Genomic DNA, 24,275 nt, shown 5'->3' with positions numbered 1-24,275 from the left:
GGCTGAATGAGCGAAAGCCGACCGGAGGACTCCGATCGGCGGGATCGGTGGATTCAAGCGGACGCACGGAGAGCCCCGGCGTCCTTTGAAGTTCGCGGACTTTAGGGAAAGGCCGGGAGAGAGTCAAGGACGGTATTTGCGGCTTGCAGGCGCCCCAACTCCCAATCGGTAAGGCCCCAAGAAAAAGGGCGCGTCCCCTGCGGAACGCGCCCCCCTTCTCTACTCGATCATCCCGACGGATCAGGCCGCGGAGCTTTCCTCGCCCGGGGTCGGCAGGGCCGGAGTTTCCTCCGGTGCGCCGGCTTCCAGGGCCGCTTCGCGGTCACGCTCGGCGGCGATCAGCTTCAGGCGGTTCACCACGGAGCCCGTGCCGGCCGGGATCAGACGGCCGACAATGACGTTCTCCTTCAGGCCTTCCAGGTTGTCGACCTTGCCGCCGACGGCCGCTTCCGTGAGGACGCGGGTGGTTTCCTGGAACGACGCGGCCGAGATGAAGGAGCGCGTCTGCAGGCTGGCTTTGGTGATGCCCTGGAGAACCGGGTGGCCGTGCGCCGGCTGAAGGCCTTCCGCAACGGTCTTCTCGTTCTCTTCGTCGAACTCCTGACGGTCGACCTGCTCGCCCACCAGGAAGGTGGTCTCGCCGGCGTCGGTGATCTCGACCTTCTGCAGCATCTGGCGAACGATCACCTCGATGTGCTTGTCGTTGATCTTCACGCCCTGCAGTCGATAGACGTCCTGGATTTCGTTGATCAGGTAGTCGGCCAAGGCCTCCACACCCATCACCGCCAGGATGTCGTGCGGCACCGGGTTGCCGTCCATCAGCAGATCGCCGCGTTCGACATAGTCACCCTCCTGCACGGAGATGTGCTTGCCCTTCGGGATCAGATACTCCTTCTCGTCACCGCTCTCGTCGTTGCGGACGACGATGCGGCGCTTGGTCTTGTAGTCCTTACCGAATTCGACGCGACCGCTCATCTCCGAGATGATGGCGAAGTCCTTCGGACGACGCGCCTCGAACAGCTCGGCCACGCGCGGCAGACCGCCGGTGATGTCGCGGGTCTTGGACGACTCGCGCGGGATACGCGCCAGCACGTCGCCGGCCCGGACCTCAGCACCGTTCTCCACCGACAGGATGGCGTCCACCGACATGAAGTAGCGGGCTTCCAGGCCGTTCGGCAGGGTGATCAGCTCGCCCCGCTCGTCCACCAGCGCGATGCGCGGCTTCAGATCGGCACCGCGCGGCTGCTGGCGCCAGTCGACCACCACCTTGGAGCTGATGCCGGTGGCCTCGTCCATCACCTCGCGCATGGAGATACCCTCCACGAGGTCGATGTAGCGGGCGGTACCGGCGCGCTCGGTGATGATCGGCAGGGTGTAGGGGTCCCACTCGGCCAGCTTGGCGCCGCGCTCGACCTTCACGCCCTCGTCGGCCAGCAGCTTGGCACCGTACGGCACGCGGTGACGCGCCCGCTCGCGGCCCTGCTCGTCGAGCAGGATCACTTCGGTGCTGCGGCCCATGACGACCGGGATGCCCGAGGAGTTCATGACGACGTTGCGGTTGTTGATCCGCACCGTCGCTTCGAACGCCGCCTCGATCTGGCTCTGCTCGGCACCGCGCTGCGCCGCACCACCGATGTGGAAGGTGCGCATCGTCAGCTGGGTGCCCGGCTCGCCGATCGACTGGGCGGCGATGACGCCGACCGCTTCGCCGGTGTTCACCAGCGTGCCGCGGGCCAGATCACGGCCGTAGCACTTGGCGCAGACGCCGTCACGGGTTTCGCAGGTCAGGACCGAGCGGATCTTGACCGAGTCGATGCCCGACCGCTCGATGCGGTCGACCGTCGGCTCGTCGATCAGGCCACCGTCCTCGACGAGCAGCTCGCCGTTCAGCGGGTCGATCACCGCCCCGACCACAGTTCGGCCGAGGATGCGGTCGCCCAACGGGCTGATTACTTCACCGCCGTCGATCACCGCCTTGACGGTGATGCCGCGCTCGGTGCCGCAATCATGCTCGACGATGATGGCGTCCTGCGCCACGTCGACCAGACGGCGGGTGAGGTAACCGGAGTTCGCCGTCTTCAAGGCGGTGTCGGCCAGACCCTTGCGGGCGCCGTGGGTGGAGTTGAAGTACTCCAGCACGGTCAGGCCTTCCTTGAAGTTCGAGATGATCGGCGTCTCGATGATCTCGCCCGACGGCTTGGCCATCAGGCCGCGCATGCCGGCCAGCTGACGGATCTGCGCGGCGGAACCACGCGCACCGGAGTGGGCCATCATGTACACCGAGTTGACCGGCTTACCGGCTTCGGTGGTCGAGATCGCCTTCATCATCTCGGAGGCGACCTTCTCGGTGCACTCCGACCAGACGTCGACGACCTTGTTGTACTTCTCGCCCTGCGTGATCAGGCCGTCGAGATACTGCTGCTCGAACTCCTTCACCCGCTCCTTCGACTCGTTGACCAGCTTCTCCTTGGCGGCGGGGATGACCATGTCGTCCTTACCGAAGGAAATGCCGGCGCGGCAGGCGTGGCCGAAGCCGAGCTTCATCAGGCGATCGGCGAAGATCACCGTCTCCTTCTGACCGCAATGGCGGTAGACGGCGTCGATGACGTTGCCGACGTCCTTCTTGGTCAGGACGCGGTTGATCAGCGAGAAAGGCACCTTCGGGTGACGCGGCAGCAGCTCCGACAGGAGCATGCGGCCCGGCGTCGTCTCGACGATGCTGATCAGCTCGTTGCCCTCGTCGTCCACACCGACATAGCGCGCCTTGATCTTCGCATGGATCGACAGAACCTTGGCGTTCAGCGCCTGCTCGATTTCCGAGACGTTGGCGAACACCATGTTCTCGCCCTTTTCAGCCGGGCGATCCATGGAGATGTAGTAGATGCCGAGCACGATGTCCTGAGACGGCACGATGATCGGCTTGCCGTTGGCGGGCGACAGGATGTTGTTGGTCGACATCATCAGGACGCGCGCTTCCAGCTGGGCCTCAAGGCTCAGCGGGACGTGCACGGCCATCTGGTCGCCGTCGAAGTCGGCGTTGAAGGCGGTGCAGACCAGCGGGTGCAGTTGGATCGCCTTGCCCTCGATCAGCGTCGGCTCGAACGCCTGGATGCCGAGACGGTGCAGCGTCGGCGCACGGTTCAGCATCACCGGATGCTCGCGGATGACCTCTTCCAGGATGTCCCACACCTCGGGACGCTCCTTCTCGACCATCCGCTTCGCGGCCTTGATGGTGGAGGCGAGGCCGTACAGCTCCAGCTTGGCGTAGATGAAGGGCTTGAACAGCTCCAGCGCCATCTTCTTCGGCAGGCCGCACTGGTGCAGCTTCAGTTCCGGACCGACGACGATGACCGAACGGCCGGAATAGTCGACGCGCTTGCCGAGCAGGTTCTGACGGAAGCGGCCCTGCTTGCCCTTCAGCATGTCCGACAGCGACTTCAGCGGACGCTTGTTGGCGCCGGTGATGACGCGGCCACGGCGGCCATTGTCGAACAGAGCGTCGACGGCCTCCTGAAGCATGCGCTTCTCGTTACGGACGATGATGTCCGGCGCCTTCAGCTCGATCAGCCGCTTCAGACGGTTGTTGCGGTTGATGACGCGGCGGTACAGGTCGTTCAGGTCGGACGTGGCGAAACGGCCGCCGTCGAGCGGCACCAGCGGACGCAGTTCGGGCGGGATCACCGGAATCACTTCCAGGATCATCCACTCGGGGCGCGACTGCGAGGCCAGGAAGGCGTCGATCAGCTTCAGGCGCTTGACCAGCTTCTTGCGCTTGGCTTCGGAGTTGGTGTCGCGGAGATCCTCACGGCAGCGCTTCTTCTCCTCGTCGAGGTCGAGCGCGGACAGCATGATGCGCAGCGCTTCGGCACCGATCGACGCGGTGAAGGCGTCCTCGCCGTACTCGTCCTGAGCGTTCATGAACTCTTCCTCGCTCAGCAGCGAATGCAGCTTGAGCGGGGTGAGGCCGGGCTCGATGACGACGTAGTTTTCGAAATAGAGGATGCGCTCCAGATCCTTGAGCGTCATATCGAGCAGCAGGCCGATGCGGCTCGGCAGCGACTTCAGGAACCAGATGTGGGCGACCGGGGACGCCAGCTCGATGTGGCCCATGCGCTCGCGCCGGACCTTCGACAGCGTGACCTCGACGCCGCACTTCTCGCAGATGATGCCGCGATACTTCATGCGCTTGTACTTGCCGCACAAGCACTCGTAGTCCTTGATCGGGCCGAAGATGCGGGCGCAGAACAGGCCATCGCGCTCCGGCTTGAAGGTGCGGTAGTTGATGGTTTCCGGCTTCTTGATCTCGCCGTAGGACCAGGACCGGATCCGCTCGGGGCTCGCGATCTGGATGCGGATCTGATCGAAGCTCTGCGGCCCCTGAACCTGGCCGAAAATGTTCATCAACTCATTCATGACCGTCTCCCGCTGGCATCGCCGCGTTGTCGGTTAAAAGCAGTGCAATGCCCCGGAGCGGTGCGCACGCACCGATCCGGGGCTTGGGTCACGTCAGACCGGCTCAGTAGTCCCGCTGGTTCAGCTCGACGTTCAGGCCGAGCGAGCGCAGCTCCTTGACCAGCACGTTGAACGACTCCGGAATGCCGGCCTCGAAGTTGTCGTCGCCGCGGACGATGGCCTCGTAGACCTTGGTACGGCCGGACACGTCGTCCGACTTCACCGTCAGCATTTCCTGCAGCGTGTAGGCGGCACCGTAGGCTTCGAGCGCCCAGACCTCCATCTCACCGAAGCGCTGACCGCCGAACTGGGCCTTGCCGCCCAGCGGCTGCTGCGTGACCAGCGAGTAGGGACCGATCGACCGGGCGTGGATCTTGTCGTCCACGAGGTGGTGCAGCTTCAGCATGTAGATGTAGCCGACGGTCACCTTGCGATCGAAGGTCTCGCCGGTGCGGCCGTCCACCAGCGTCGACTGGCCCGACCGGTCGAAGCCGGCCCGTTCCAGATGGACGCAGATGTCCTCCTCGCGGGCGCCGTCGAAGACCGGCGTCGCGAAGGGCACGCCCTTGCGCAGGTTCCCGCCCAGCTCCAGCAGCTCGCCGTCGGTCATATCGGCGATGTCCTCGTTGTAGGTCACCTCGCCGTACGCCGACTTCAGCGTGCCGCGCAGGGCCTCCAGCTGGGGAGCGCCTTCGGCCTTCTGGCGGATCGCCAGACGGTACTGGTCGACCGCACGGCCGATCTGCTTGCCGAGACCCGAGGCCGCCCAGCCGAGGTGGGTTTCCAGGATCTGACCGACGTTCATGCGCGACGGCACGCCCAGCGGGTTCAGCACCAGATCGACGGGGGTCCCGTCCTCCAGGTAGGGCATGTCCTCCTGCGGGATGATGCGCGAGACGACACCCTTGTTGCCGTGACGGCCGGCCATCTTGTCGCCCGGCTGCAGCTTGCGCTTCACCGCGACGAAGACCTTGACCATCTTCATGACGCCCGGCGGCAGCTCGTCACCGCGCTGCAGCTTGTCGACCTTGTTCTCGAAGCGGTCCTGCAGGGCCTTGATCGAGTCGTCGAACACCTTCGCCAGGTTCTCGACGGTCTCCATCACCTGCTCGTCGGCGATGGCGATCTGGCGCCACAGGCCCTTCGACAGGCCGGCCAGCACCTCGTCGGTCAGCACCGTGCCGCCCTTCATGCCCTTCGGGCCGGACTGAGCGGTCTGGCCGATCAGCACTTCCTTCAGGCGGGTGTAGAAGCTGCGCTCCAGGATGCCGCGCTCGTCGTCGCGGTCCTTGGCCAGCTTCTCGATCTCGGCGCGTTCGATGGCGAGCGCGCGCTCGTCCTTGTCGACGCCGCGGCGGCTGAACACGCGGACCTCGACGATGGTGCCGACCACACCCGGCGGCAGGCGCAGCGAGGTGTCGCGGACGTCGGAGGCCTTCTCGCCGAAGATGGCGCGCAGCAGCTTCTCTTCCGGCGTCATCGGGCTTTCGCCCTTCGGCGTGACCTTGCCAACCAGGATGTCGCCCGGACGGACCTCGGCGCCGATATAGACGATGCCGGCCTCGTCGAGGTTCTTCAGAGCTTCTTCACCCACGTTCGGAATGTCGCGGGTGATTTCCTCCTGGCCCAGCTTGGTGTCGCGGGCCATGACCTCGAATTCCTCGATGTGGATCGAGGTGAAGACGTCGTCCTTGACGATGCGCTCGTTGATGAGGATCGAGTCCTCGAAGTTGTAGCCGTTCCACGGCATGAACGCGACGAGCACGTTCCGGCCGAGCGCCAGCTCGCCCAGATCGGTCGACGGACCGTCGGCCACGATGTCGCCGGCGTTCACCCGGTCACCGACCTTCACCAGCGGACGCTGGGTGATGCAGGTGTTCTGGTTGGAACGCTGGAACTTCAGCAGATTGTAGATGTCGACGCCCGGCGCCGTGCTGTCCGAGCTGTCGGTCGCACGGACGACGATGCGGGTGGCGTCGACCTGGTCGACGATGCCCGAGCGCTTGGCGACGATGGTCACGCCGCTGTCGCGGGCGACGGTCGCCTCCATGCCGGTGCCGACCAGTGGAGCGTCGGCCTTGACCAGCGGCACCGCCTGACGCTGCATGTTCGAGCCCATCAGCGCGCGGTTGGCGTCGTCGTTCTCCAGGAACGGGATCAGCGCCGCGGCGACAGACACCAGCTGCTTCGGCGACACGTCAATCAGGTCGATGGCTTCCGGCCGGAACATCAGGTATTCGCCGCCCTGGCGGCACGACACCAGATCGGCAGCGAAGCTGTTGTCCGTGTTCAGTTCGGCGTTGGCCTGGGCGACGACGTAGCGGCCCTCCTCCATCGCCGACAGATAGACCACCTCGTTGGTGACCTTGCCGTCGATGACCTTGCGGTAGGGGCTCTCGATGAAGCCGTACTGGTTCACGCGGGCGTAGGTCGCCAGCGAGTTGATCAGACCGATGTTCGGGCCTTCCGGCGTCTCAATCGGGCAGATGCGGCCATAGTGCGTCGGGTGCACGTCGCGCACCTCGAAGCCAGCGCGCTCGCGGGTCAGACCACCCGGGCCGAGGGCCGAAAGACGACGCTTGTGCGTGATCTCGGACAGCGGGTTGGTCTGGTCCATGAACTGCGACAGCTGCGACGAGCCGAAGAACTCGCGCACGGCGGCGGCGGCCGGCTTGGCGTTGATCAGGTCGTGCGGCATCACCGTGTCGATCTCGACCGAGCTCATGCGCTCGCGGATCGCACGCTCCATGCGCAGCAGGCCGACGCGGTACTGGTTCTCCATCAGCTCGCCGACCGAGCGGACGCGGCGGTTGCCGAGATGGTCGATGTCGTCGATCTCGCCGCGGCCGTCCTTCAGGTTCACCAGAACCTTCAGAATCTCCAGGATGTCCTCCTTGCGGAGCACACGCATCTGGTCGTCGGTCTGGAAGTTCAGACGGGCGTTCATCTTGACGCGGCCGACGGCCGACAGGTCGTAGCGCTCGCTGTCGAAGAACAGGCCGGAGAACAGCGCCTCGGCCGACTCCAGGGTCGGCGGCTCGCCCGGACGCATGACGCGGTAGATGTCGATCAGCGCGTCTTCGCGGCTGGCGTTGCGGTCCGCGTTCATCGTGTTGCGGATGTAGGCGCCGACGTTCAGATGGTCGATGGCCAGCACCGGCAGCTCGTCGACGCCGGTCTTCTCCAGCTTGTCGAGGTCGCTCGCCGACAGCTCGTCACCGGCTTCGAACAGGACTTCGCCCGTGCGCTCGTTGATGATGTCGACGGCGAGGTAGCGGCCGGTCAGCTCCTCGGTGGAAACCTGCTGCTCGGTCAGGCCGGCCTCGACCAGCTTCTTGATGACGCGCGGGGTCATCTTGGTCCCGGCCTCGGCGACGATGGCGCCGGTGGCGGCATCCACGAGGTCGGAGATCAGCTTGACGCCCTTCATCCGATCAACGTTGAACGGGGTCTTCCAACCGCCGGCCGACCGGGTGTAGGTGATGGTGTCGTAGAAGTAGTTGAGGATCTCTTCCTTGGCCATGCCCTGCGCCTCGTAGGGCAGCAGGTCCTTGCGGTTGGCCTTGCGCTCGGCGCGCAGCGCCTCGGTCTCCGCGCCGTCCAGAGCGAACAGCAGCGTGGTGGCCGGCAGCTTGCGGCGGCGGTCGATGCGGACGTAGACGAGATCCTTGGCGTCGAACTCGAAGTCGAGCCAGGACCCGCGGTAGGGGATGACGCGGGCGGCGAACAGATACTTGCCCGACGCGTGGGTCTTGCCCTTGTCATGGTCGAAGAAGACGCCCGGGCTGCGGTGCATCTGCGAGACGATGACGCGCTCGGTGCCGTTGATGACGAAGGTGCCGTTGGCCGTCATCAGGGGCATGTCGCCCATGTAGACGTCCTGCTCCTTGATGTCGCGGATCGAACGGAGGCCGGTGTCCTCCTCGACGTCGAACACGGACAGACGCAGGGTCACCTTCAGCGGGGCGGCGAAGGTCATGCCGCGCTGCTGGCATTCCTCGACGTCGTATTTCGGCTGCTCAAGCTCGTACTTGACGAAATCCAGCACCGCGCGGTCGGAGAAGTCCTTGATCGGGAAGACCGACTTGAAGACTTCCTGCAGGCCCAGGTTCGCCCGCTTTTCCGGGGCGACGTCCATTTGCAGGAAGTGATCGTAGGAGCTGCGCTGCACCTCGATGAGGTTGGGCATCTGGGTGACTTCCGGGATGCGCCCGAAGCTCTTCCGAACACGTTTACGACCCGTAAAGGATTTGGCCATGGATGTCCCCAAACGTCTGTACGTGATGCGCGTTATACCGACCGTTCAACCGACCGTAGGATCGAGCCGACTGGTGTCGACCGGTCCCGAGGGCGCCCGCGCGGGCCATCCCCATGATGGGGACGGAAAGAGCCGGGCCGGGCAAGCCCGGTCCGGCGGAAGGCAGAAAATGCCGTGCGGCGGCCGGTCCCCTAGGGAACCGACCGCCGTCCGGCTTGGTACTGTGTGATCCGTACGCAACAAGGTCTTACTTAATATCGACCTTGGCGCCGGCTTCTTCAAGCTGCTTCTTGATCTTGGCGGCCTCGTCCTTCGTGGCGCCTTCCTTGACCGGCTTCGGAGCGCCCTCGACCAGGTCCTTGGCTTCCTTCAGGCCCAGGCCGGTGATCGCACGGACTTCCTTAATCACGTTGATCTTCTTGTCGCCGGCATCGGCGAGGATCACCGTGAACTCGGTCTGCTCTTCGGCCGGAGCGGCAGCGGCAGCGGCCGGGCCGGCGGCGGCAACGGCCACCGGAGCGGCGGCGGAGACGCCCCACTTCTCTTCGAGGAGCTTCGACAGCTCGGCGGCTTCCAGGACGGTCAGGGCCGACAGATCGTCGACGAGCTTCTGCAGATCAGCCATGTTACTACTCCAAACGACTTGAGTTCTGGGGATGTAAAAAACGAGTGACTAGGCCTGGTTAGGCCGCCGCCTCGTCGTCCTTCTTCGCGTAGGCAGCAAGCACGCGGGCGACCTGGCCGCCCGGAGCCTGGAGAACACCGGCGATACGGGTCGCCGGGGTCTGGATCATGCCCACGAGGCGGCCACGCAGTTCGTCCAGCGACGGGAGCGAGGCGAGGGCCTTGACCCCCTCCGCGTCCAGAATCTGGGTGCCGAGGCTGGCGCCGACGATCTTGAGCTTCTCGTTGGTCTTCGCGTAGTCGGCCACCACCTTGGCAGCCGCAACGGGATCCTTCGAGTAAGCGATCGCCGTCGGTCCCTTGAAGAGACCGTCCAGACCTTCGAACTGCGTCCCCTGAAGGGAACGACGGGCGAGCCGGTTCTTCGTCACTTTGAAGCTGGCGCCAGCAGCCCGAACCTTCGCACGCAGGTCGGTGACTTCCTTCACCGTCAGGCCCAGATGGTGGGTGACCACCACCAGGCCCGTGTCCTGGAGCTTCGATTGCAGAGCCGCGATCGTCGCTTCTTTTTGTGTACGATCCACGGATCGCCTCCTTGTACAGAGGTTTACATGAACCCCCTGCCCTTGCGGGTCGGAGGTCCGGCGAACCTGTCCCAGAAGTTCAAGCCGTTCCTGGTCCGGCGTCCCCACCTCGGCGGGGACCGGACTGGTCAACGGGTTCAACTCCTGTCTGCGCCGGTGAATTTTAAGCCCTCGCCTTCCGAAGAAGGGGCGGACACCTGCGGTCTCGGACAGGGGTGGGCGGGTGTTCCGCCGGGGCGAAGCCCCCTTGGTTCATCCACCCGGTCGCCGCCGACACCCGAAGGAACCGGCAGCGAAAGACGTTCGATTACGCCGCGGTGCCGGCCGCGGCCGACACGCTGGCGAGGTCGAGCTTCAGGCCCGGACCCATCGTCGACGAGAGCGAAACCTTCAGCAGGTACTGGCCCTTGGCGCCGGTCGGCTTGGCACGGGTGATGGCATCGACGAAGGCGCGGATGTTCTGGACCAGCGCCTCTTCCGAGAAGCTGACCTTGCCGACGCCGGCGTGGATGATGCCGGTCTTCTCCGCACGGAACTCCACCGCGCCGGCCTTGGCGGCCTTGACGGCGCCGGCCACGTCGGGGGTCACGGTGCCCAGCTTCGGGTTCGGCATCAGGCCGCGCGGGCCGAGCACCTTACCGAGCTTGCCGACCACGCCCATCATGTCGGGCGAGGCGATGCAGCGGTCGAAGTTGATGTTGCCGGCCAGGATCTGTTCGGCCAGATCGTCGCCGCCGACAACGTCGGCGCCAGCGGCCAGAGCCTCATCGACCTTGGCGCCACGGGCGAACACCGCCACGCGGACGGTCTTGCCGGTGCCGTTCGGCAGGTTCACGACGCCGCGGACCATCTGGTCGGCGTGGCGCGGATCGATGCCGAGGTTCATCGCGATTTCGATGGTCTCGTCGAACTTGGCCTTGGCGGCACCCTTCACCAGGGTAACGGCCTCTTCCAGCCCGTAGAAGGAGTCGCGGTTGACGCTCTTGTAGGCGTCGGTCAGACGCTTGCCCAGCTTCGCCATAGGATCAGCCCTCCACCACTTCGAGGCCCATCGAACGGGCGGAGCCGGCGATCATGCTCGCGGCGGCTTCGACGTCGTGTGCGTTCAGGTCGACCATCTTCTTCTGGGCGATCTCGCGGATCTGCGAGGTCGTGACCTGGCCGACGAAACCGCCCTTGCCGGGGGTCGTCGAACCCTTGTCCTTGCCCGAAGCCTTCTTGAGGAAGTAGCTGACCGGCGGGGTCTTGGTCACGAAGGTGAAGGTGCGGTCGCCGTAGGCGGTGATGACCACGGGAATCGGCATGCCGACTTCCATGTCCGCCGTCTTGGCGTTGAACGCCTTGCAGAACTCCATGATGTTCAGGCCGCGCTGACCGAGCGCCGGGCCGATGGGCGGCGACGGGTTGGCCTTGCCGGCCGGGACCTGCAGCTTGATGTAACCGACGATTTTCTTCGCCATCTCACAACCTCCTGGGACGACGCCTCACGCCCTATGACCGGATGGCCCGGCGCGGCGTCGCGGGGTTTTGCGGTTCGGCCATGGCGAGCCTCCCGCAACAGAATGGAGCCACCGATGCAAGCACCGGCAGCTCCGACTCATAAAATTTGGAACCTTGCGATCAGATCTTTTCGACCTGCGTGTATTCCAGCTCGACCGGCGTGGAGCGACCGAAGATCGAAACCGCCACTTTGAGGCGGGACTTCTCTTCGTCGACTTCCTCGACGACACCATTGAACGAGGTGAAGGGACCGTCGCTCACTCGCACCTGCTCGCCCACCTCGAAGGTGATCGAGGGCTTGGGGCGCTCAAAGCCTTCCTGCACCTGATGGATGATCCGCTCGGCCTCGCGCTGGGAAATCGGCTGCGGCTTGCCGCCACCACCCAGAAAGTCCGTGACCTTCGGCGTGTTCTTCACCAGCGACCAGGATTCGTCGGTCAGGTCCATCTTGACGAGGACATAGCCGGGGAAGAACTTGCGTTCTGTGTTGATCTTGGAACCCCGGCGCACTTCGACCACTTCTTCGGTCGGGACCAGGATTTCCTCGAACTTGTCTTCCAGACCCTTCTGAGCCGCCTTTTCGCGGATGGCCTGGGAGACCTTCTTCTCGAAACCCGAATAAACGTGAACGACGTACCAGCGTGCAGCCATGTCTCAGCCCCCCAGCCCAAGGATCAAGCGAACGGCAACCGCCAGCACCTGATCGACGACGAGGAAGAACAGGGCGGCGAGCACGACCATGACGAACACCATGGCGGTCGTGATGCCGGTTTCCTTGCGGGTCGGCCAGGTGACCCTGGCTACCTCGCGGCGGACCTCGCGCGCGAATTCTGCGGGATTGACTTTAGCCATCGTGCGAACCGTGCGAGCTCCGGAGCGACTGTGAGGGCGTCGCTTTTGCCCTAACCGTTATTGGGACGGGATGGCAGGAGTGGAGGGGATCGAACCCCCAACCCCCGGTTTTGGAGACCGGTGCTCTACCAATTGAGCTACACTCCTATCTCCGTCCGGCCACACCTTTCGGCGTGGGAGGCCGCTTAAACCATTCTTTAGGCGGCGGTGTCAAGGCCTTTCGACCCGACTTTCGGAATAACTTTCAGAACGGCTTTCCGGAAGCCCAACCGTACTCTTCAGACAGACAACCTCCCCCGCCGGACCTTGGGCCCAGCGGGGGAGGCAGGCTTATAGCATCACTCGACGATCTTGGCAACGACGCCGGCACCGACGGTGCGGCCGCCTTCGCGGATGGCGAAGCGCAGGCCTTCGTCCATGGCGATCGGGGCGATCAGCGTCACTTCCATGGCGACGTTGTCGCCCGGCATCACCATCTCGACGCCTTCCGGCAGCGCAACCATGCCCGTCACGTCCGTCGTCCGGAAGTAGAACTGCGGACGGTAGTTCGTGAAGAACGGGGTGTGGCGGCCGCCCTCTTCCTTCGTCAGGATGTAGGCTTCGGCCTTGAACTTGGTGTGCGGGGTGATCGAACCCGGCTTGGCCAGAACCTGGCCGCGCTCGACGTCCTCGCGCTTCGTGCCGCGCAGCAGCGCGCCGATGTTGTCGCCGGCTTGCCCGGAGTCGAGCAGCTTGCGGAACATCTCAACGCCGGTCACCGTCGTCTTCACCGTCGCCTTCAGGCCGACGATCTCGACTTCCTCGCCGACCTTCACGATGCCACGCTCGACGCGGCCGGTCACAACCGTGCCACGGCCCGAGATCGAGAACACGTCTTCGATCGGCATCAGGAACGGACGGTCGACCGGACGCTCCGGCTGCGGGATGTACTCGTCGACCGTCTTCATCAGCGCCAGGACGGCGTCACGGCCGATCTCCGGCTGACGGTCTTCCAGAGCGCACAGCGCCGAACCCTTGGTGATCGGAATGTCGTCGCCAGGGAACTGGTAGGACGACAGAAGCTCGCGAACTTCCAGCTCGACCAGCTCCAGCAGCTCCGGATCGTCGACCATGTCGACCTTGTTCATGAACACCACCAGCGCCGGAACGCCAACCTGGCGCGCCAGCAGGATGTGCTCGCGGGTCTGCGGCATCGGGCCGTCGGCGGCCGACACGACCAGGATCGCCCCGTCCATCTGGGCGGCGCCCGTGATCATGTTCTTCACGTAGTCGGCGTGGCCCGGGCAGTCGACATGCGCGTAGTGGCGGTTCTGCGTCTCGTACTCGACGTGCGCCGTCGAGATCGTGATGCCGCGCGCCTTCTCTTCCGGCGCCTTGTCGATCTGGTCGTAAGCGGTGAAGGTCGCGCCGCCGGACTCCGCCAGCACCTTCGTGATCGCCGCCGTCAGCGACGTCTTGCCGTGGTCGACGTGGCCGATCGTGCCAACGTTGCAGTGCGGCTTGTTCCGCTCAAACTTTGCCTTCGCCATCGCTTTGGTCTTTCGTTCCCGACGTTCCGGACGCACACAATGGCCCGGCCGAGATCGGTTTTCCGTGGCGCACGCGGGATTGGAGCGGGTGAGGGGAATCGAACCCCCGTCGTAAGCTTGGAAGGCTTCTGCTCTACCATTGAGCTACACCCGCAAGCATCCCGCCGGCGCGACCGTCCGGGGCAAACGCGATCACGGACAAGCCGTGGAAAGTAATGGTGGAAGGGGCTGGATTCGAACCAGCGTACGCGTACGCGGGCAGATTTACAGTCTGCTGCCTTTAACCACTCGGCCACCCTTCCAGTCCGCGGCCTGGCGATGCCCGCCGCGGAGTTCGGCAATATGCGAATTTTTCAGGCCTTGTCAACACGGGTTAAGCGGTTCACACCAGAAAAAATTCGGCCGCAGTCCGCTGCGGCCCCCTCCCCTTCTTCGTGGGTATCATGACGCGCTCCAGACATCCCGGTTCCGGCCCCTCCTCCGCCCGTCCCGCAGACCGCAACACCGACCGGTCCGGCGGCAGGCCGCAGCAAGGCGCGTCTCCGCGGCAGGACGACGGAGACGAGGGATCGCGCGGCGGCCGCAAGGCGGCAAAGGGAGGACGGGGGCCGGCGGCACGCGGCGTGCTTCTTTACGGACTGCATCCGGTGGCCGCTGCCTTGACCAACCCCGAACGGCGCATCCACCGCCTGATGGTGACCGACTCGGGCCGCGCTGCGCTGGAGCCGGCTATCGCCGCCGCCCGCGCCCAAGGGCTGCAAAGGCCGGAGGCGTCGCCGGCCGACCGGATGGAACTCGACAGGATGCTGCCGCCGGGTGCGGTGCATCAGGGCGTCGTCGTCGATGCGTCTCCCCTGCCCGATCTGGGCATTGAGGATCTGTGCAACGAGTTGGCCGGGGAAACCTCGGCGGTCATCGTGGCGCTCGATCAGGTGACGGACCCGCACAATGTCGGCGCTATCCTGCGGTCCGCCGCCGCGTTCGGCGCCCGCGCCGTCGTGGTGACCGAACGCCATGCTCCGGAGACGACAGGCGTTCTCGCCAAGAGCGCTTCGGGCGCCTTGGAGGCGGTGCCGCTGATCCGCGTCACCAATCTGGCCCGGGCGCTGACGGATCTGCAACAGAACGGCTTCTGGTCGGTCGGGCTCGCCGAATCGGGTCCGTCGACGCTGGCCAAGCTGAATTTGACCGGCAAGACGGTGCTGGTGATGGGGGCGGAGGGAAGCGGCCTGCGCCGGCTGACCATGGAGCGCTGCGACGCCATCGCCCGGCTGCCGACCGGCGGCCCCGTCGGCAGCCTCAACGTCTCAAACGCCGCCGCAGTGGCGCTGTATGAGGTTGCCCGCCTGCGCGAGTGACCGAACCGCGAGGCTGTCTCGGTCAAGTGCTTGTTTACGCGGAAAAGGGACGCTAAGGTGTGCGTCCCGCAAGCGGCGGGCGCGCCGGATTAGCTCAGCTGGTAGAGCAGCTGATTTGTAATCAGAAGGTCACGGGTTCGATTCCTGTATCCGGCACCAGATTTTTCAACGGCTTAGCGCATATCGCGCTAGGCCGTTTTGCGTTTCGGGAAAATGCTGGTCGGCTGTCGGTCTATTGAGGCGGGTTCAATCCACCGACATGGCAAGTTTATCGGACTTGGGAGCCGTCCAGTCGCTTGGAGTCCTGCGCGGGGAAGTCTTCTTATCTGTCACGCATCGCCCCAGCATACTGACGCGTCTGCCGAGCATCGCGCCCATCCGGTCCCAACCAGAGGGCTTTCCGACCCTTTGCAGTCGCCTGCAAGGCCGCGCTCGCCGGAAAGCTCCGCAGGCCTGTCGCCGTAGGGTTGCACTGTTCCGGCATAGGTCTGGATACGGCATCCGATCTGGGTTATACCCCATGCCGCTCTGGACCGAAATGCCGCTTGAATTTGGAGTTCCGGAACCATAGGCGCGCAGCAGGTATAGAATAAGGGTGGATGATGGTTTTCAGCTCTATCGTATTCATCTTTTATTTTTTGCCAATTTTTATCTTTTGCTATTATTCCCTGCCGCTGAAGCACGGAACGCTGCTTTTCTTCAGCTTGGTTTTCTATGCGTATGGCGAGGTGATCTACACCTACGTCATGCTGTTGTCGATCCTCGTCAATTATGCCTTCGGGCTGTGGATCGCCAGCCAGGAGGGACGGGGCCGCAAGCTCGCCATGGGGGCCGGCGTCGTCGTCAATCTGGGTATTCTCGTCTATTTCAAATATCTGGGCTTCTTCTACGAGATGGTGGCCGCGCTGTTGCCCAACCTGTTCTCGGGGCCACCGCAAGTGCATCTGCCGCTCGGCATCTCGTTCTTCACCTTCCACGCGCTGTCCTACCTGATCGACGTCTACCGCCGGCAGGTTCCGGTCGAGCGCAGCCTGATCTATGTCGCCGTCTACATCACCATGTTCCCGCAGCTCGTGGCGGGACCGATCATCCGCTTCCATGACATCCGCGACGAAATCCACAACCGCAGGGTCAGCGCCGGGCTGTTTGCCGAGGGCATTCAGATCTTCGTGATCGGCCTCGCGCAGAAGGTGCTGATCGCCAACACGGTGGCGGTGGCGGCGGACCAGATCTTCGCGCTCGACCCGACGGGGCTGAGCCTGCTGATCGCCTGGCTGGGAATCGTCTGCTACACCCTGCAGATCTTCTTCGATTTCTGCGGCTATTCGACCATGGCCATCGGGCTGGGGCTGATGATCGGCTTCCATTTCCCGCTGAACTTCAACTTTCCCTACATCGCCCAGTCGATCACCGAATTCTGGCGCCGCTGGCACATCTCGCTGTCGATGTGGTTCCGCGACTATCTCTACATCCCGCTGGGCGGCAACCGCGCCGGTCCGCTGGCCACCTACCGCAACCTGCTGATCGTCTTCTTCCTGTGCGGCCTGTGGCATGGCGCCAGTTGGACCTTCGTGGTCTGGGGCCTGTGGCACGGCGCCTTCCTGGTGTTCGAACGGCTGGGCATCGCCCGGATGCTCGACCGGTCGGTGCCGGCGGTCCGCCATGTCTACACGCTGCTGGTGGTGATGATCGGCTGGGTCTTCTTCCGCGCCGACACGCTGGGCCATGCCTGGATCTTCCTGAAGGCCATGGCCGGTGCCGGCCATCCCAGCCCTCTGGCGCCGCATGTCCTACAGTTCCTGACGCCGGAAACCGTCACCGCCCTGGTCATCGGCGCAGTCGCCGCGACGCCGCTGCTCGGCCGGCTGGTGCGGGGCGGGCTGGATGCGGTGCGGACCGCGGCCGGCGGGCGCCTGCTGGTCGGCACCGGCGAAGCCCTGTATCTTGCCGGCCTGCTCGGCATGTTCGCACTGGCCGTCATGAGCCTCGCGGCCGGCACCTACAACCCGTTCATCTACTTCCGGTTCTGACCATGCGAGCGATGTCTCTCGGGATCGTGCACAGCACGCTTTTGCAGAAGCTGTGCATCGGGATTTTCCTGGCGCTCCTCCTGCTGCCCATGATCGGCCAGACGCTGTCGGTCGGGACGGGCGTGACGGCGACCGAAATGCGGGCACCGAACGAGCTGCCCGGCCTGCCCGCCACCTTCGATGAGTTTTCCGTCCTGCCGCAGCGCTTCGAGGCGTGGCTGAAGGATCATTTCGGCTTCCGCAACGATCTCGTCCTCGCCAACAACTTCATCCGGGTCAAGGTGTTCGGGCAGAGCACCTCGCCACTGGTCGTGCTCGGCCGGAACGGCTGGCTGTTCTACACAGGCGAGCATGCGCTCGAGCAGACGCGCGGCATCGACCGCTTCTCGCCCGAGGAGCTGGACCGCTGGATCGACGTGATGGAGCGGCGGCAGGCATGGCTGGCGGAGCGCGGCATCCCCATGCTGATGGTCGCGATCCCCAACAAAGAGCGCATCTATCTCGAGGACCTGCCGGCCTGGGCCACCCAGGTGAACCCGGAAAGCCGGATGGACCAGATCGTGCGGCGGCTGGCGGAGCGTCGCTCGCCGCTGGTGTTCAAGGACATGACCGCCGACCTCGTCGCCGCGAAGAAGGACATGAAGGTTTACCTCCAGGCCGACACGCACTGGACGGGCGATGCCGCCTTCGCCATCGGCTATCGGCGGATCGTGGAGTGGATCAAGACGGTCCGCCCGGATTTCACGCCGCTGACGACGGCCGACATGAAGCAGGTCCATGTCATGCGCCAGGGCGTCGATCTCGACCTCGCCCGCATGCTGGGACTGGCCGCGGTTTATCGGGAAGAGGAAGTCCGCTACGAGTCCCTGAGACCGCCCAAGCTGCACGCCAACGACGTCTCGATGCCGAACGGCATCGTCCAGAACATCCTGCGCGCCGATCTGCCGACGGCCCCCAGCGTGGTGTGGTTCCGCGACTCCTTCACCATCCCGATGTTCCCGTACATCGCCGAAAGCTTCAGCAAGGCGGTGGTCACGGAGCACAAGGGACTGCGCTTCGACAAGGCGTTGATCGAGGAGCAGAAGCCGGATGTCGTCGTCTACCAGTTCGTCGAGCGCTCGCTCAACAACCCCGTCCCGGCGGAGTGAACGGGGGGTAGGCCGGGACCCTACCCTCGCCAGCTTGCGCCCCGGCGCTGACGCAGACGGGCCCTGCCCACGACGATGATCAGGCCGAGCAGGGCCTCGCCACATCCCACGAATGCCAGCATCAGTCCGGCTCCGAAGATCGGCGGCATTTCTCCGCTGATGGAGCCGTCGGGCAGCACAGTCGGAGGCAGGCAGCACAGGGCACTGGCCGCCCCTGCACTGCCGCCGGCGATCAGGATCGCGCAGCAGGCCCAATAAAGCCGCCGCCATCCGCGGACACGGACCGTCAGGACCGTCGCCGCAAGCAACAGGGTCACCGCAATCGCCGAGATGCCGAATGCCAACAGCGTCAGGCCGGTGTCGGGCATCGGGCACTCCCATGGCTTGAGTCGTTTGCCCGCGTCTTGCGATTGCCGACAAGTCCACGGATGTTTCGCGGCGGGGAACCCCCGGCAGGACGCGGCGGTTGGAGAAGGCATCGGAATGCCACTCACGGCAGTTTGCGCGAAAGGCCGACCATGACCAAGCCCCATCCCGAGTCGGACGACCGGACGCCCACCACCCCCAGCGCGGAGGCGAATCGGATGCGCGCGGACATCGACCGCGGCCTGACCGGCGACAAGGTTCCCGCCACCGATCCTGCCGCAGCGCCGCTCGGCACCGATGACGAAGCCGCCGGCACCACCCCGCCGCACGGCATCTCCCGCGATGCGGTCGTTCCCAGCAGCCAGCGCATGCCGCCGGGGCAGAAGAAGGGCGGTGACACGCTCGACACCTGATCGGACATCCCGATCCGCAGACGGCAGAAAGCCCGGCCGGGTGTTCCCCGGCCGGGCTTTCGTGCAATCCGGCGGCGCCTTGCCGCCGGCCCTGGAAAGCAATGCTTAGAAATAGCGCTCCGGAATGCGGACCACGTCGTCCGGCATCACCGAGGTGGTGATCGGGGCCTTGCGGATTTCCTTCTTGGGATCGCTGCCGCGGGTGATGAGGATGTAGTCCTCCTTGGCGCGGTAGGTGTAGCCGCCGGCCATCGCCACCGCCGACAGGGCGGTCATGCCGTTGACATACTGGTACTGGCCGGGATTGCGAACCTCGCCCAGGATGAAGAAGGGGCGGTGGTTCAGCACCTCGACGCTGACCTTCGGGTCCTTCACATAGCCGGCGGACAGCCGGGTGGCGATTTCCTTCTCCAGGTCCCGGGTGTTGCGGTCCTTGGCCGAAACCTCGCCGATCAGCGGCATGGCGACCTTGCCGGTGCCGTCGACGCGGAATTCGCCGGACAGCTGCTCTTCGCCGAACACGATGACGCGCAGCGCGTCACCCGGGCCGAGACGGTATTCGCCGATCTGACCGGCGCTGGCGGTCTCCATCGGCGCGTCGTTGCCGCCGGCGCAGCCGACCATGGCAACGGCGAGCGCGGCCAACCCGATCCCCTGGCCCAGCGCACGGATCACCTGACGTCGATTCATCCCTAAACCCTTTCCCTGGCTGGTGGATGCCTGCCACAGCGCCGGTCCGGCCCAATGACGGGTCGGTTCCGAGGAACCGTCCCATCCGCCGGCCGCCTTGCAGCGGCGCCCTTTGGTCACGCACCTGAATTCGGGTGGAGACTAGCAACTCGCAAGCGCTTGGGAAAAAGTGGAGAGGAATTACCGCCTTCGGATCTGTTCAGTACATCGCCATCGATCATAAGAGCAGGCATAAGAAAAGGGCGCCCGTCATAGGACGGACGCCCTGCCCTGTTCAGCGGAACCTTTAGGACCTTCGGCCGGGACTTTCCCGGTCGGCCAACCCGATTCCGCCGGATTACCTGCTGGCTTACATCTGGGCGCCGAGTCGCAGATAGATCAGGTTGTCGCTGTATTCGGCGGAGCTGATGTTGGAATTGCGCTTTTCGTAGGTGTAGCCGCCGGTCAGATACAGGTTGCGGTTCATCTGATACGTGCCGCCGACGCCGGCCGTATAGACCTTGTCGTTGCGGTCGTTGCCGTTGAAGTCGTCCTGGCGGTATTGCAGGCGGCCGTTCAGCACCAGCGAGCGCAGCAGCTCGTGGTCGACGCCCAGGGCGACCAGGGTGCGGGTGTAGCTGGAGGCGGTGCCGAAGCCGGGGCTGGCCGACGTCTCGCGCACCTGGCGGCTGGCGGTGGCGCTGATGCCGGTCAGCTGGGTGACCGCCCAGTTGACGCGCCCGCCGAAGGACAGGCCGCTGAAGTCCTCCAGCCGCGAATCCTTGTAATTGCGGACGAGATAGCCGGCGAAGACCTCGCCGGTGATCAGGCCGGTCAGGTCGGTGGCCAGACCGCCCACCACCTCGTAGCCGTCCGAGTCGCGGTCGAGGCCGAAGGAGTCGCGGTCGTTCTTGTGGCGGGTCCAGGAATAGGTGCCCTGGACGAAGGCCTCGTAGCCTTCGATGAACTCATAGCCGACGCGGCCGACCGACGCGTATTCCCAGCGGTCGCGGTCGCCCTGGCGGGCGACGCCGCCGCCGATCAGATCGACGTCGTCGTAGGAGATGTACTGGGCCGAACCGGAAACGCGGGCGCGCAGGCGGTTGAAGCGCTGGGTGTAGCCGGCCTCGCCGCCGCTGGTGAGGAAGGTTACCGGCTCGGCATAGCCCTGCAGGCTGTTGATGTCGCCGCGGCCTTCGTGATTGCGGCGGTGGAACAGCTGGCCGTCCAGCGCTCCGCCCTTGTTCACGTCGAAGCGGCCGTCGGCCTGCACGGCGTAGTCGGTGTAGTTCTCGCCGGAATGGTCGCTGTAGCGGCCGGCATCGGCCGAGGCCGAGAAGTTCAGCGCGTGGGCCGAGAAGTCCGACTTGATGTCCAGCCGCGGCCGGACCGTCCAGATGACGTCGTCCTCATGGTTGTCGCGGGTGGCGTAGACGTTGGTGTCATAGGTGGCACCGGCTTCCACCCGCGGCAGGAACAGGAAGGAGCCGGCGCGCAGCCCAAGCTGCTCCAGCTCCGGCCGGCGGCGCTCCAGCACGGTTTCGCCACGCTGCAGGTCGTCCTGGGCGGCGGCGGGAAGCGACGTCAGCCCGGTCGAGGCGAGAGCGAGGGCGAGAAGGGAAAGGGTGCTGGTCTTCATGGAGTCACCGCGCTTGGCTGGGTTCGGTCGGCTCACTGGGCCGGGGGTCCGGCTCCTTGGTGGGAGGCGCGCCGCCACCGGTCTTCGGCCAGAACCCCGGCCGGGACCGCTGCGGACGCATCCTCGGCAAAGACACAACAAACCGTGCTTCCTACGCAACAGTGAAGCCCAGGCGCCGTTGCTTTTGCCGGGTCCTGTGGTGTGGCCGCAACAAAAAGCTGCCGGCCGGTCGATGGCGCCCGAAGCGATGACCCGCTTGATTTCAGCGCATTTTTAAAATGGTCCTAAGATCAAGGTCATAGCCCGACGAGGTGAAACCGGCACCACCACAGGGCTCCTGCTTTGGAACCGCCCGCCCGGCATCGGGTTGTTCATCACGTTTCTTGATCCGCAAAGGTGCCGCATGACACGCCGACTCGACACACCGCCCCCGCCGCCCTCGACCAAGCGCCCGCCCGACGCCACCACCCCGCCCTATACGCCGGGCGGCGTCGCTCCCCCCGAAAAGGACGATGCCGCCAGCCCGGCTGAAAAGACCGCTCCGCCCGACAGCTACCCACCCAAACGGACGCCTTGACCAAAAGCAGCCGGTGAAATGCGGCGGCAGCGAAGGCGTATCGCGCCGCCGCGGTCATGAATCGGCGGTGCAGACACGTCGAATTGCGACAGAATCCGTTCGCAGCTTATTTTCAGGCTTGCGGCGCTTCTTTTGTTGCGCAAGCGATGACATTCGCATTCCTGTGGCTCTATGCCGCATCTGCGAAGATTGCACTGTGCCCATTGTGTTTTCTACCCTTTCCATGAGGAACGCATGATGGACGCATCGGATGGTGACAGGCGGGAAACGCCGCGCCATCCCTGCCCACGCAGCCGGGAGCGGCGGTCCGTGTCCGCCCCAGCCTTCGCCCCGGACCGAAGGCGGGCGCGAACCACGGGCCCGTTGACATGGACGACTTCGGACGACTGCCTCCCGACGATTACCAGTTGGCCGGCCAGGTTCACCACCGCCTTCGCCGCGCCCATCAGCGTGCCTCGGCGATCTTCATAGACCTGATCGGCGATCAGCTGCTGACCCCCACCCAATGGGGGGCGCTGGCCACGCTGCATGCCGAAGGTCCGCTGTCGCAGAACCAGCTCGGCCGCCTGACCTACATGGATCCCGCCACCACCCAGGGCGTGATCCTGCGGCTGGTGGAACGCAATCTGGTGGAACGCCAGCCCGACCCGCAGGACCGCCGCCGCACCAGCGTCCGGCTGACCCGGATCGGTCAGGCGCTGGTCATCGATTTGATGGCGAACGCCGCCGCCGCCCACGAACAGACGCTGACCCCGCTGAGCGAGGAGGAGCGGGTGCAGTTCATGTCGCTGCTGGCCCGCCTGATGTAGGCGGCACCCGAGACGGCAACTGCAGGAGGGGCACGGACGGGAGGAGCACCTGCGGGAAAACCCCGATCAGTCGGTGACTTTTGCGCCGGGTTTGCTATGAACGCGGTGTGTTGCGTCGCACCGCGACCGGACACGCCGCTGGTCTCTTACGAACCGGGGTCCCCGCAGGATGAAGCACCGCCACCCGACCGCCTCGCCGCTGGCGAAGCTCCTCCGCCCCGCCGCTCTGGGCGCCACCCTGTCCGTCGCACTTGCAGCGGCGGCTCTCACTGCCGGCCCCGCCGCGGCTCAGTCAGCGAAGGAACCGGTGAAATTCTCCGGCGCACCCGTGCGGGTCGGCGAGATCAACAGCTACACCGGCCTGCCCGCCTTCACCATTCCCTATCGCCAGGGCTGGCAGCTGGCGCTGGAGGAGATCAACGCCGAAGGCGGCGTGATCGGCTGCTGCGAGCTTCAGGTCGTCTCGCGCGACGATGCCGGCAAGCCCGACGACGCGGTGCGCGTCGCGCAGGAGCTGGTGACGAACGAGGCGGTCGACGTGCTGGCCGGCACCTACTTCTCCCACATCGGGCTGGCGGTCGCCGATTTCGCCGCACGCAACAAGATGCCCTTCGTCGCGGCCGAGCCGTTGACCGACGCCATCACCTGGTCGAAGGGCAACCGCTACACCTTCCGCCTGCGCCCCAGCACCTACATGCAGGCGGCCATGCTGGTGGAGGAGGCGGCGAAGCTGCCGGCCAAGCGCTGGGCCACCGTCGCCCCCAACTACGAATACGGCCAGTCGGCGGTGGCGTGGTTCAAGCAGCTGCTGAAGGAAAAGCGCCCGGACGTCGAGTTCGTCGCCGAGCAGTGGCCGGTGCAGGGCAAGCTGGAGGCCGGACCGACGGTGCAGGCTCTGGCCGCCGCCAAGCCCGACGCCATCTTCAACGTCACCTTCGGCGCCGACCTCGCCAAGTTCGTGCGCGAGGGCGAGGGCCGCGGCCTGTTCCGCAACCGCAAAGTCGTCAGCCTGCTGACCGGTGAACCGGAATATCTGGAGCCGATGAAGGACGAGGCGCCGGAGGGCTGGATCGTCACCGGCTATCCCTGGGACCAGATCGACACGCCCGCCCACAAGGCCTTCGTCGCCGCCTACACCGCGCGCTTCAAGGACTCGCCCAAGGCGGGGTCCATCGTCGGCTACATCACGATGAAGGCGGTCGCCGCCGCGATCACCAAGGCCAAGTCGGCCAATTCCGAGCCGATCGTCGATGCGCTGGCCGGCCTGACCATCGACAGCCCGGTCGGCCCGGTGACCTTCCGCGCGTCCGACCATCAGGCGACCATGGGCGCCTATGTCGGCACCACGACCGTGAAGGACGGCCGCGGCACCATGAAGGACTGGCACTACGCCGACGGTGCCAACTACCTGCCGCCCGACGACGCGGCGCGCAAGATGCGGCCGGCGGAGTAAGGCGCCGGGCTTCC

Annotated in this window: 19 protein-coding genes and 4 tRNA genes; 8 read left to right on the top strand and 15 right to left on the bottom strand. The window is 65.3% G+C overall.

Annotation, left to right across the window (positions count from 1 at the left end; translation table 11 throughout):
• Positions 1–240: 240 nt before the first annotated feature.
• The 12 genes from rpoC to ABNQ39_RS00990 all read right to left on the bottom strand — a co-directional run bounded on the left by rpoC (position 241) and on the right by ABNQ39_RS00990 (position 14,101).
• On the bottom strand, positions 241–4,413 hold the full coding sequence (rpoC, locus tag ABNQ39_RS01045; protein ID WP_376958355.1) for a DNA-directed RNA polymerase subunit beta': 4,173 nt from the start codon (positions 4,411–4,413) through the stop codon (positions 241–243).
• Between the two features lie 103 nt (positions 4,414–4,516).
• Positions 4,517–8,710 (bottom strand): DNA-directed RNA polymerase subunit beta, encoded by a 4,194-nt coding sequence (rpoB, locus tag ABNQ39_RS01040; protein ID WP_376958354.1) that lies wholly within the window; start codon positions 8,708–8,710, stop codon positions 4,517–4,519.
• Between the two features lie 247 nt (positions 8,711–8,957).
• Positions 8,958–9,335: a 50S ribosomal protein L7/L12 gene (gene rplL, locus ABNQ39_RS01035; protein ID WP_014246882.1), complete on the bottom strand. Its 378-nt coding sequence runs from the start codon at positions 9,333–9,335 to the stop codon at positions 8,958–8,960.
• A 58-nt stretch (positions 9,336–9,393) separates the two neighbouring features.
• Positions 9,394–9,918: a 50S ribosomal protein L10 gene (gene rplJ, locus ABNQ39_RS01030; RefSeq protein ID WP_098740499.1), complete on the bottom strand. Its 525-nt coding sequence runs from the start codon at positions 9,916–9,918 to the stop codon at positions 9,394–9,396.
• A 307-nt stretch (positions 9,919–10,225) separates the two neighbouring features.
• A complete protein-coding gene (gene rplA, locus ABNQ39_RS01025) occupies positions 10,226–10,939 on the bottom strand; it encodes a 50S ribosomal protein L1 (protein ID WP_376958353.1) in 714 nt (237 codons plus the stop codon).
• Positions 10,940–10,943: 4 nt separating this feature from the next.
• Positions 10,944–11,378, bottom strand: coding sequence for a 50S ribosomal protein L11 (gene rplK, locus ABNQ39_RS01020; protein WP_376958352.1), 435 nt, complete (start codon positions 11,376–11,378; stop codon positions 10,944–10,946).
• A 160-nt stretch (positions 11,379–11,538) separates the two neighbouring features.
• A complete protein-coding gene (gene nusG / locus ABNQ39_RS01015; RefSeq protein WP_012973192.1) occupies positions 11,539–12,069 on the bottom strand; it encodes a transcription termination/antitermination protein NusG in 531 nt (176 codons plus the stop codon).
• A 3-nt stretch (positions 12,070–12,072) separates the two neighbouring features.
• Positions 12,073–12,270, bottom strand: coding sequence for a preprotein translocase subunit SecE (gene secE / locus ABNQ39_RS01010; RefSeq protein WP_014246876.1), 198 nt, complete (start codon positions 12,268–12,270; stop codon positions 12,073–12,075).
• Positions 12,271–12,341: 71 nt separating this feature from the next.
• Positions 12,342–12,417: transfer RNA gene (locus ABNQ39_RS01005), tRNA-Trp, on the bottom strand.
• Positions 12,418–12,608: 191 nt separating this feature from the next.
• Complete coding sequence (gene tuf / locus ABNQ39_RS01000; RefSeq protein ID WP_376958351.1) at positions 12,609–13,799, bottom strand: elongation factor Tu; 1,191 nt, start codon at positions 13,797–13,799, stop codon at positions 12,609–12,611.
• Positions 13,800–13,879: 80 nt separating this feature from the next.
• A tRNA-Gly gene (locus tag ABNQ39_RS00995) sits at positions 13,880–13,953 on the bottom strand.
• A 62-nt stretch (positions 13,954–14,015) separates the two neighbouring features.
• Positions 14,016–14,101: transfer RNA gene (locus ABNQ39_RS00990), tRNA-Tyr, on the bottom strand.
• A 141-nt stretch (positions 14,102–14,242) separates the two neighbouring features.
• Between ABNQ39_RS00990 and rlmB the strand changes: the two genes are divergently transcribed.
• The 4 genes from rlmB to ABNQ39_RS00970 all read left to right on the top strand — a co-directional run bounded on the left by rlmB (position 14,243) and on the right by ABNQ39_RS00970 (position 18,335).
• Entirely contained in the window at positions 14,243–15,157 is a 915-nt protein-coding gene (gene rlmB, locus ABNQ39_RS00985; protein WP_376958350.1) for a 23S rRNA (guanosine(2251)-2'-O)-methyltransferase RlmB, read from the top strand.
• An 83-nt stretch (positions 15,158–15,240) separates the two neighbouring features.
• Positions 15,241–15,316, top strand: a tRNA-Thr gene (locus ABNQ39_RS00980).
• A 545-nt stretch (positions 15,317–15,861) separates the two neighbouring features.
• Positions 15,862–17,187, top strand: coding sequence for an MBOAT family O-acyltransferase (locus tag ABNQ39_RS00975; RefSeq protein WP_376958349.1), 1,326 nt, complete (start codon positions 15,862–15,864; stop codon positions 17,185–17,187).
• Between the two features lie 11 nt (positions 17,188–17,198).
• Entirely contained in the window at positions 17,199–18,335 is a 1,137-nt protein-coding gene (locus ABNQ39_RS00970) for an alginate O-acetyltransferase AlgX-related protein (protein WP_376958348.1), read from the top strand.
• A gap of 20 nt (positions 18,336–18,355) precedes the next feature.
• Here the strand turns inward: ABNQ39_RS00970 and ABNQ39_RS00965 are convergent, their stop codons facing one another.
• Entirely contained in the window at positions 18,356–18,703 is a 348-nt protein-coding gene (locus tag ABNQ39_RS00965) for a hypothetical protein (RefSeq protein WP_376958347.1), read from the bottom strand.
• Between the two features lie 150 nt (positions 18,704–18,853).
• Between ABNQ39_RS00965 and ABNQ39_RS00960 the strand changes: the two genes are divergently transcribed.
• Positions 18,854–19,114, top strand: coding sequence for a hypothetical protein (locus ABNQ39_RS00960; protein ID WP_376958346.1), 261 nt, complete (start codon positions 18,854–18,856; stop codon positions 19,112–19,114).
• 105 nt (positions 19,115–19,219) lie between these two features.
• Here the strand turns inward: ABNQ39_RS00960 and ABNQ39_RS00955 are convergent, their stop codons facing one another.
• Both ABNQ39_RS00955 and ABNQ39_RS00950 read right to left on the bottom strand, forming a co-directional pair.
• Positions 19,220–19,804, bottom strand: a complete 585-nt coding sequence (locus tag ABNQ39_RS00955) for a polysaccharide biosynthesis/export family protein (protein WP_376958345.1) — start codon at positions 19,802–19,804, stop codon at positions 19,220–19,222.
• A gap of 349 nt (positions 19,805–20,153) precedes the next feature.
• Positions 20,154–21,422, bottom strand: coding sequence for an outer membrane beta-barrel protein (locus ABNQ39_RS00950; RefSeq protein ID WP_376958344.1), 1,269 nt, complete (start codon positions 21,420–21,422; stop codon positions 20,154–20,156).
• 403 nt (positions 21,423–21,825) lie between these two features.
• Between ABNQ39_RS00950 and ABNQ39_RS00945 the strand changes: the two genes are divergently transcribed.
• The 3 genes from ABNQ39_RS00945 to ABNQ39_RS00935 all read left to right on the top strand — a co-directional run bounded on the left by ABNQ39_RS00945 (position 21,826) and on the right by ABNQ39_RS00935 (position 24,261).
• Complete coding sequence (locus ABNQ39_RS00945) at positions 21,826–21,999, top strand: hypothetical protein (protein ID WP_376958343.1); 174 nt, start codon at positions 21,826–21,828, stop codon at positions 21,997–21,999.
• Positions 22,000–22,367: 368 nt separating this feature from the next.
• Complete coding sequence (locus ABNQ39_RS00940; RefSeq protein ID WP_109051352.1) at positions 22,368–22,808, top strand: MarR family winged helix-turn-helix transcriptional regulator; 441 nt, start codon at positions 22,368–22,370, stop codon at positions 22,806–22,808.
• A gap of 169 nt (positions 22,809–22,977) precedes the next feature.
• On the top strand, positions 22,978–24,261 hold the full coding sequence (locus tag ABNQ39_RS00935; RefSeq protein ID WP_376958342.1) for an ABC transporter substrate-binding protein: 1,284 nt from the start codon (positions 22,978–22,980) through the stop codon (positions 24,259–24,261).
• Positions 24,262–24,275 lie beyond the last annotated feature (14 nt).

Origin of the sequence: Azospirillum sp. A26 (assembly GCF_042604635.1) — a bacterium.
In the GTDB taxonomy this organism is placed as follows: Bacteria; Pseudomonadota; Alphaproteobacteria; order Azospirillales; family Azospirillaceae; genus Azospirillum; species Azospirillum palustre.
This window is presented reverse-complemented; position numbering and strand designations above follow the sequence as displayed.

What these genes read in the sequence shown, in the direction of transcription:
- secE (WP_014246876.1), bottom strand. Translation starts at nt 12,270, where the DNA reads ATGGCTAAAGTCAATCCCGCAGAATTCGCGCGCGAGGTCCGCCGCGAG.
- rplA (WP_376958353.1), bottom strand. Translation starts at nt 10,939, where the DNA reads ATGGCGAAGCTGGGCAAGCGTCTGACCGACGCCTACAAGAGCGTCAAC.
- rplL (WP_014246882.1), bottom strand. Translation starts at nt 9,335, where the DNA reads ATGGCTGATCTGCAGAAGCTCGTCGACGATCTGTCGGCCCTGACCGTC.
- nusG (WP_012973192.1), bottom strand. Translation starts at nt 12,069, where the DNA reads ATGGCTGCACGCTGGTACGTCGTTCACGTTTATTCGGGTTTCGAGAAG.
- ABNQ39_RS00935 (WP_376958342.1), top strand. Translation starts at nt 22,978, where the DNA reads ATGAAGCACCGCCACCCGACCGCCTCGCCGCTGGCGAAGCTCCTCCGC.
- ABNQ39_RS00955 (WP_376958345.1), bottom strand. Translation starts at nt 19,804, where the DNA reads ATGAATCGACGTCAGGTGATCCGTGCGCTGGGCCAGGGGATCGGGTTG.
- ABNQ39_RS00965 (WP_376958347.1), bottom strand. Translation starts at nt 18,703, where the DNA reads ATGCCCGACACCGGCCTGACGCTGTTGGCATTCGGCATCTCGGCGATT.
- ABNQ39_RS00970 (WP_376958348.1), top strand. Translation starts at nt 17,199, where the DNA reads ATGTCTCTCGGGATCGTGCACAGCACGCTTTTGCAGAAGCTGTGCATC.
- rpoB (WP_376958354.1), bottom strand. Translation starts at nt 8,710, where the DNA reads ATGGCCAAATCCTTTACGGGTCGTAAACGTGTTCGGAAGAGCTTCGGG.
- ABNQ39_RS00950 (WP_376958344.1), bottom strand. Translation starts at nt 21,422, where the DNA reads ATGAAGACCAGCACCCTTTCCCTTCTCGCCCTCGCTCTCGCCTCGACC.
- ABNQ39_RS00960 (WP_376958346.1), top strand. Translation starts at nt 18,854, where the DNA reads ATGACCAAGCCCCATCCCGAGTCGGACGACCGGACGCCCACCACCCCC.
- ABNQ39_RS00945 (WP_376958343.1), top strand. Translation starts at nt 21,826, where the DNA reads ATGACACGCCGACTCGACACACCGCCCCCGCCGCCCTCGACCAAGCGC.
- ABNQ39_RS00940 (WP_109051352.1), top strand. Translation starts at nt 22,368, where the DNA reads ATGGACGACTTCGGACGACTGCCTCCCGACGATTACCAGTTGGCCGGC.
- rplK (WP_376958352.1), bottom strand. Translation starts at nt 11,378, where the DNA reads ATGGCGAAGAAAATCGTCGGTTACATCAAGCTGCAGGTCCCGGCCGGC.
- rpoC (WP_376958355.1), bottom strand. Translation starts at nt 4,413, where the DNA reads ATGAATGAGTTGATGAACATTTTCGGCCAGGTTCAGGGGCCGCAGAGC.
- tuf (WP_376958351.1), bottom strand. Translation starts at nt 13,799, where the DNA reads ATGGCGAAGGCAAAGTTTGAGCGGAACAAGCCGCACTGCAACGTTGGC.
- rlmB (WP_376958350.1), top strand. Translation starts at nt 14,243, where the DNA reads ATGACGCGCTCCAGACATCCCGGTTCCGGCCCCTCCTCCGCCCGTCCC.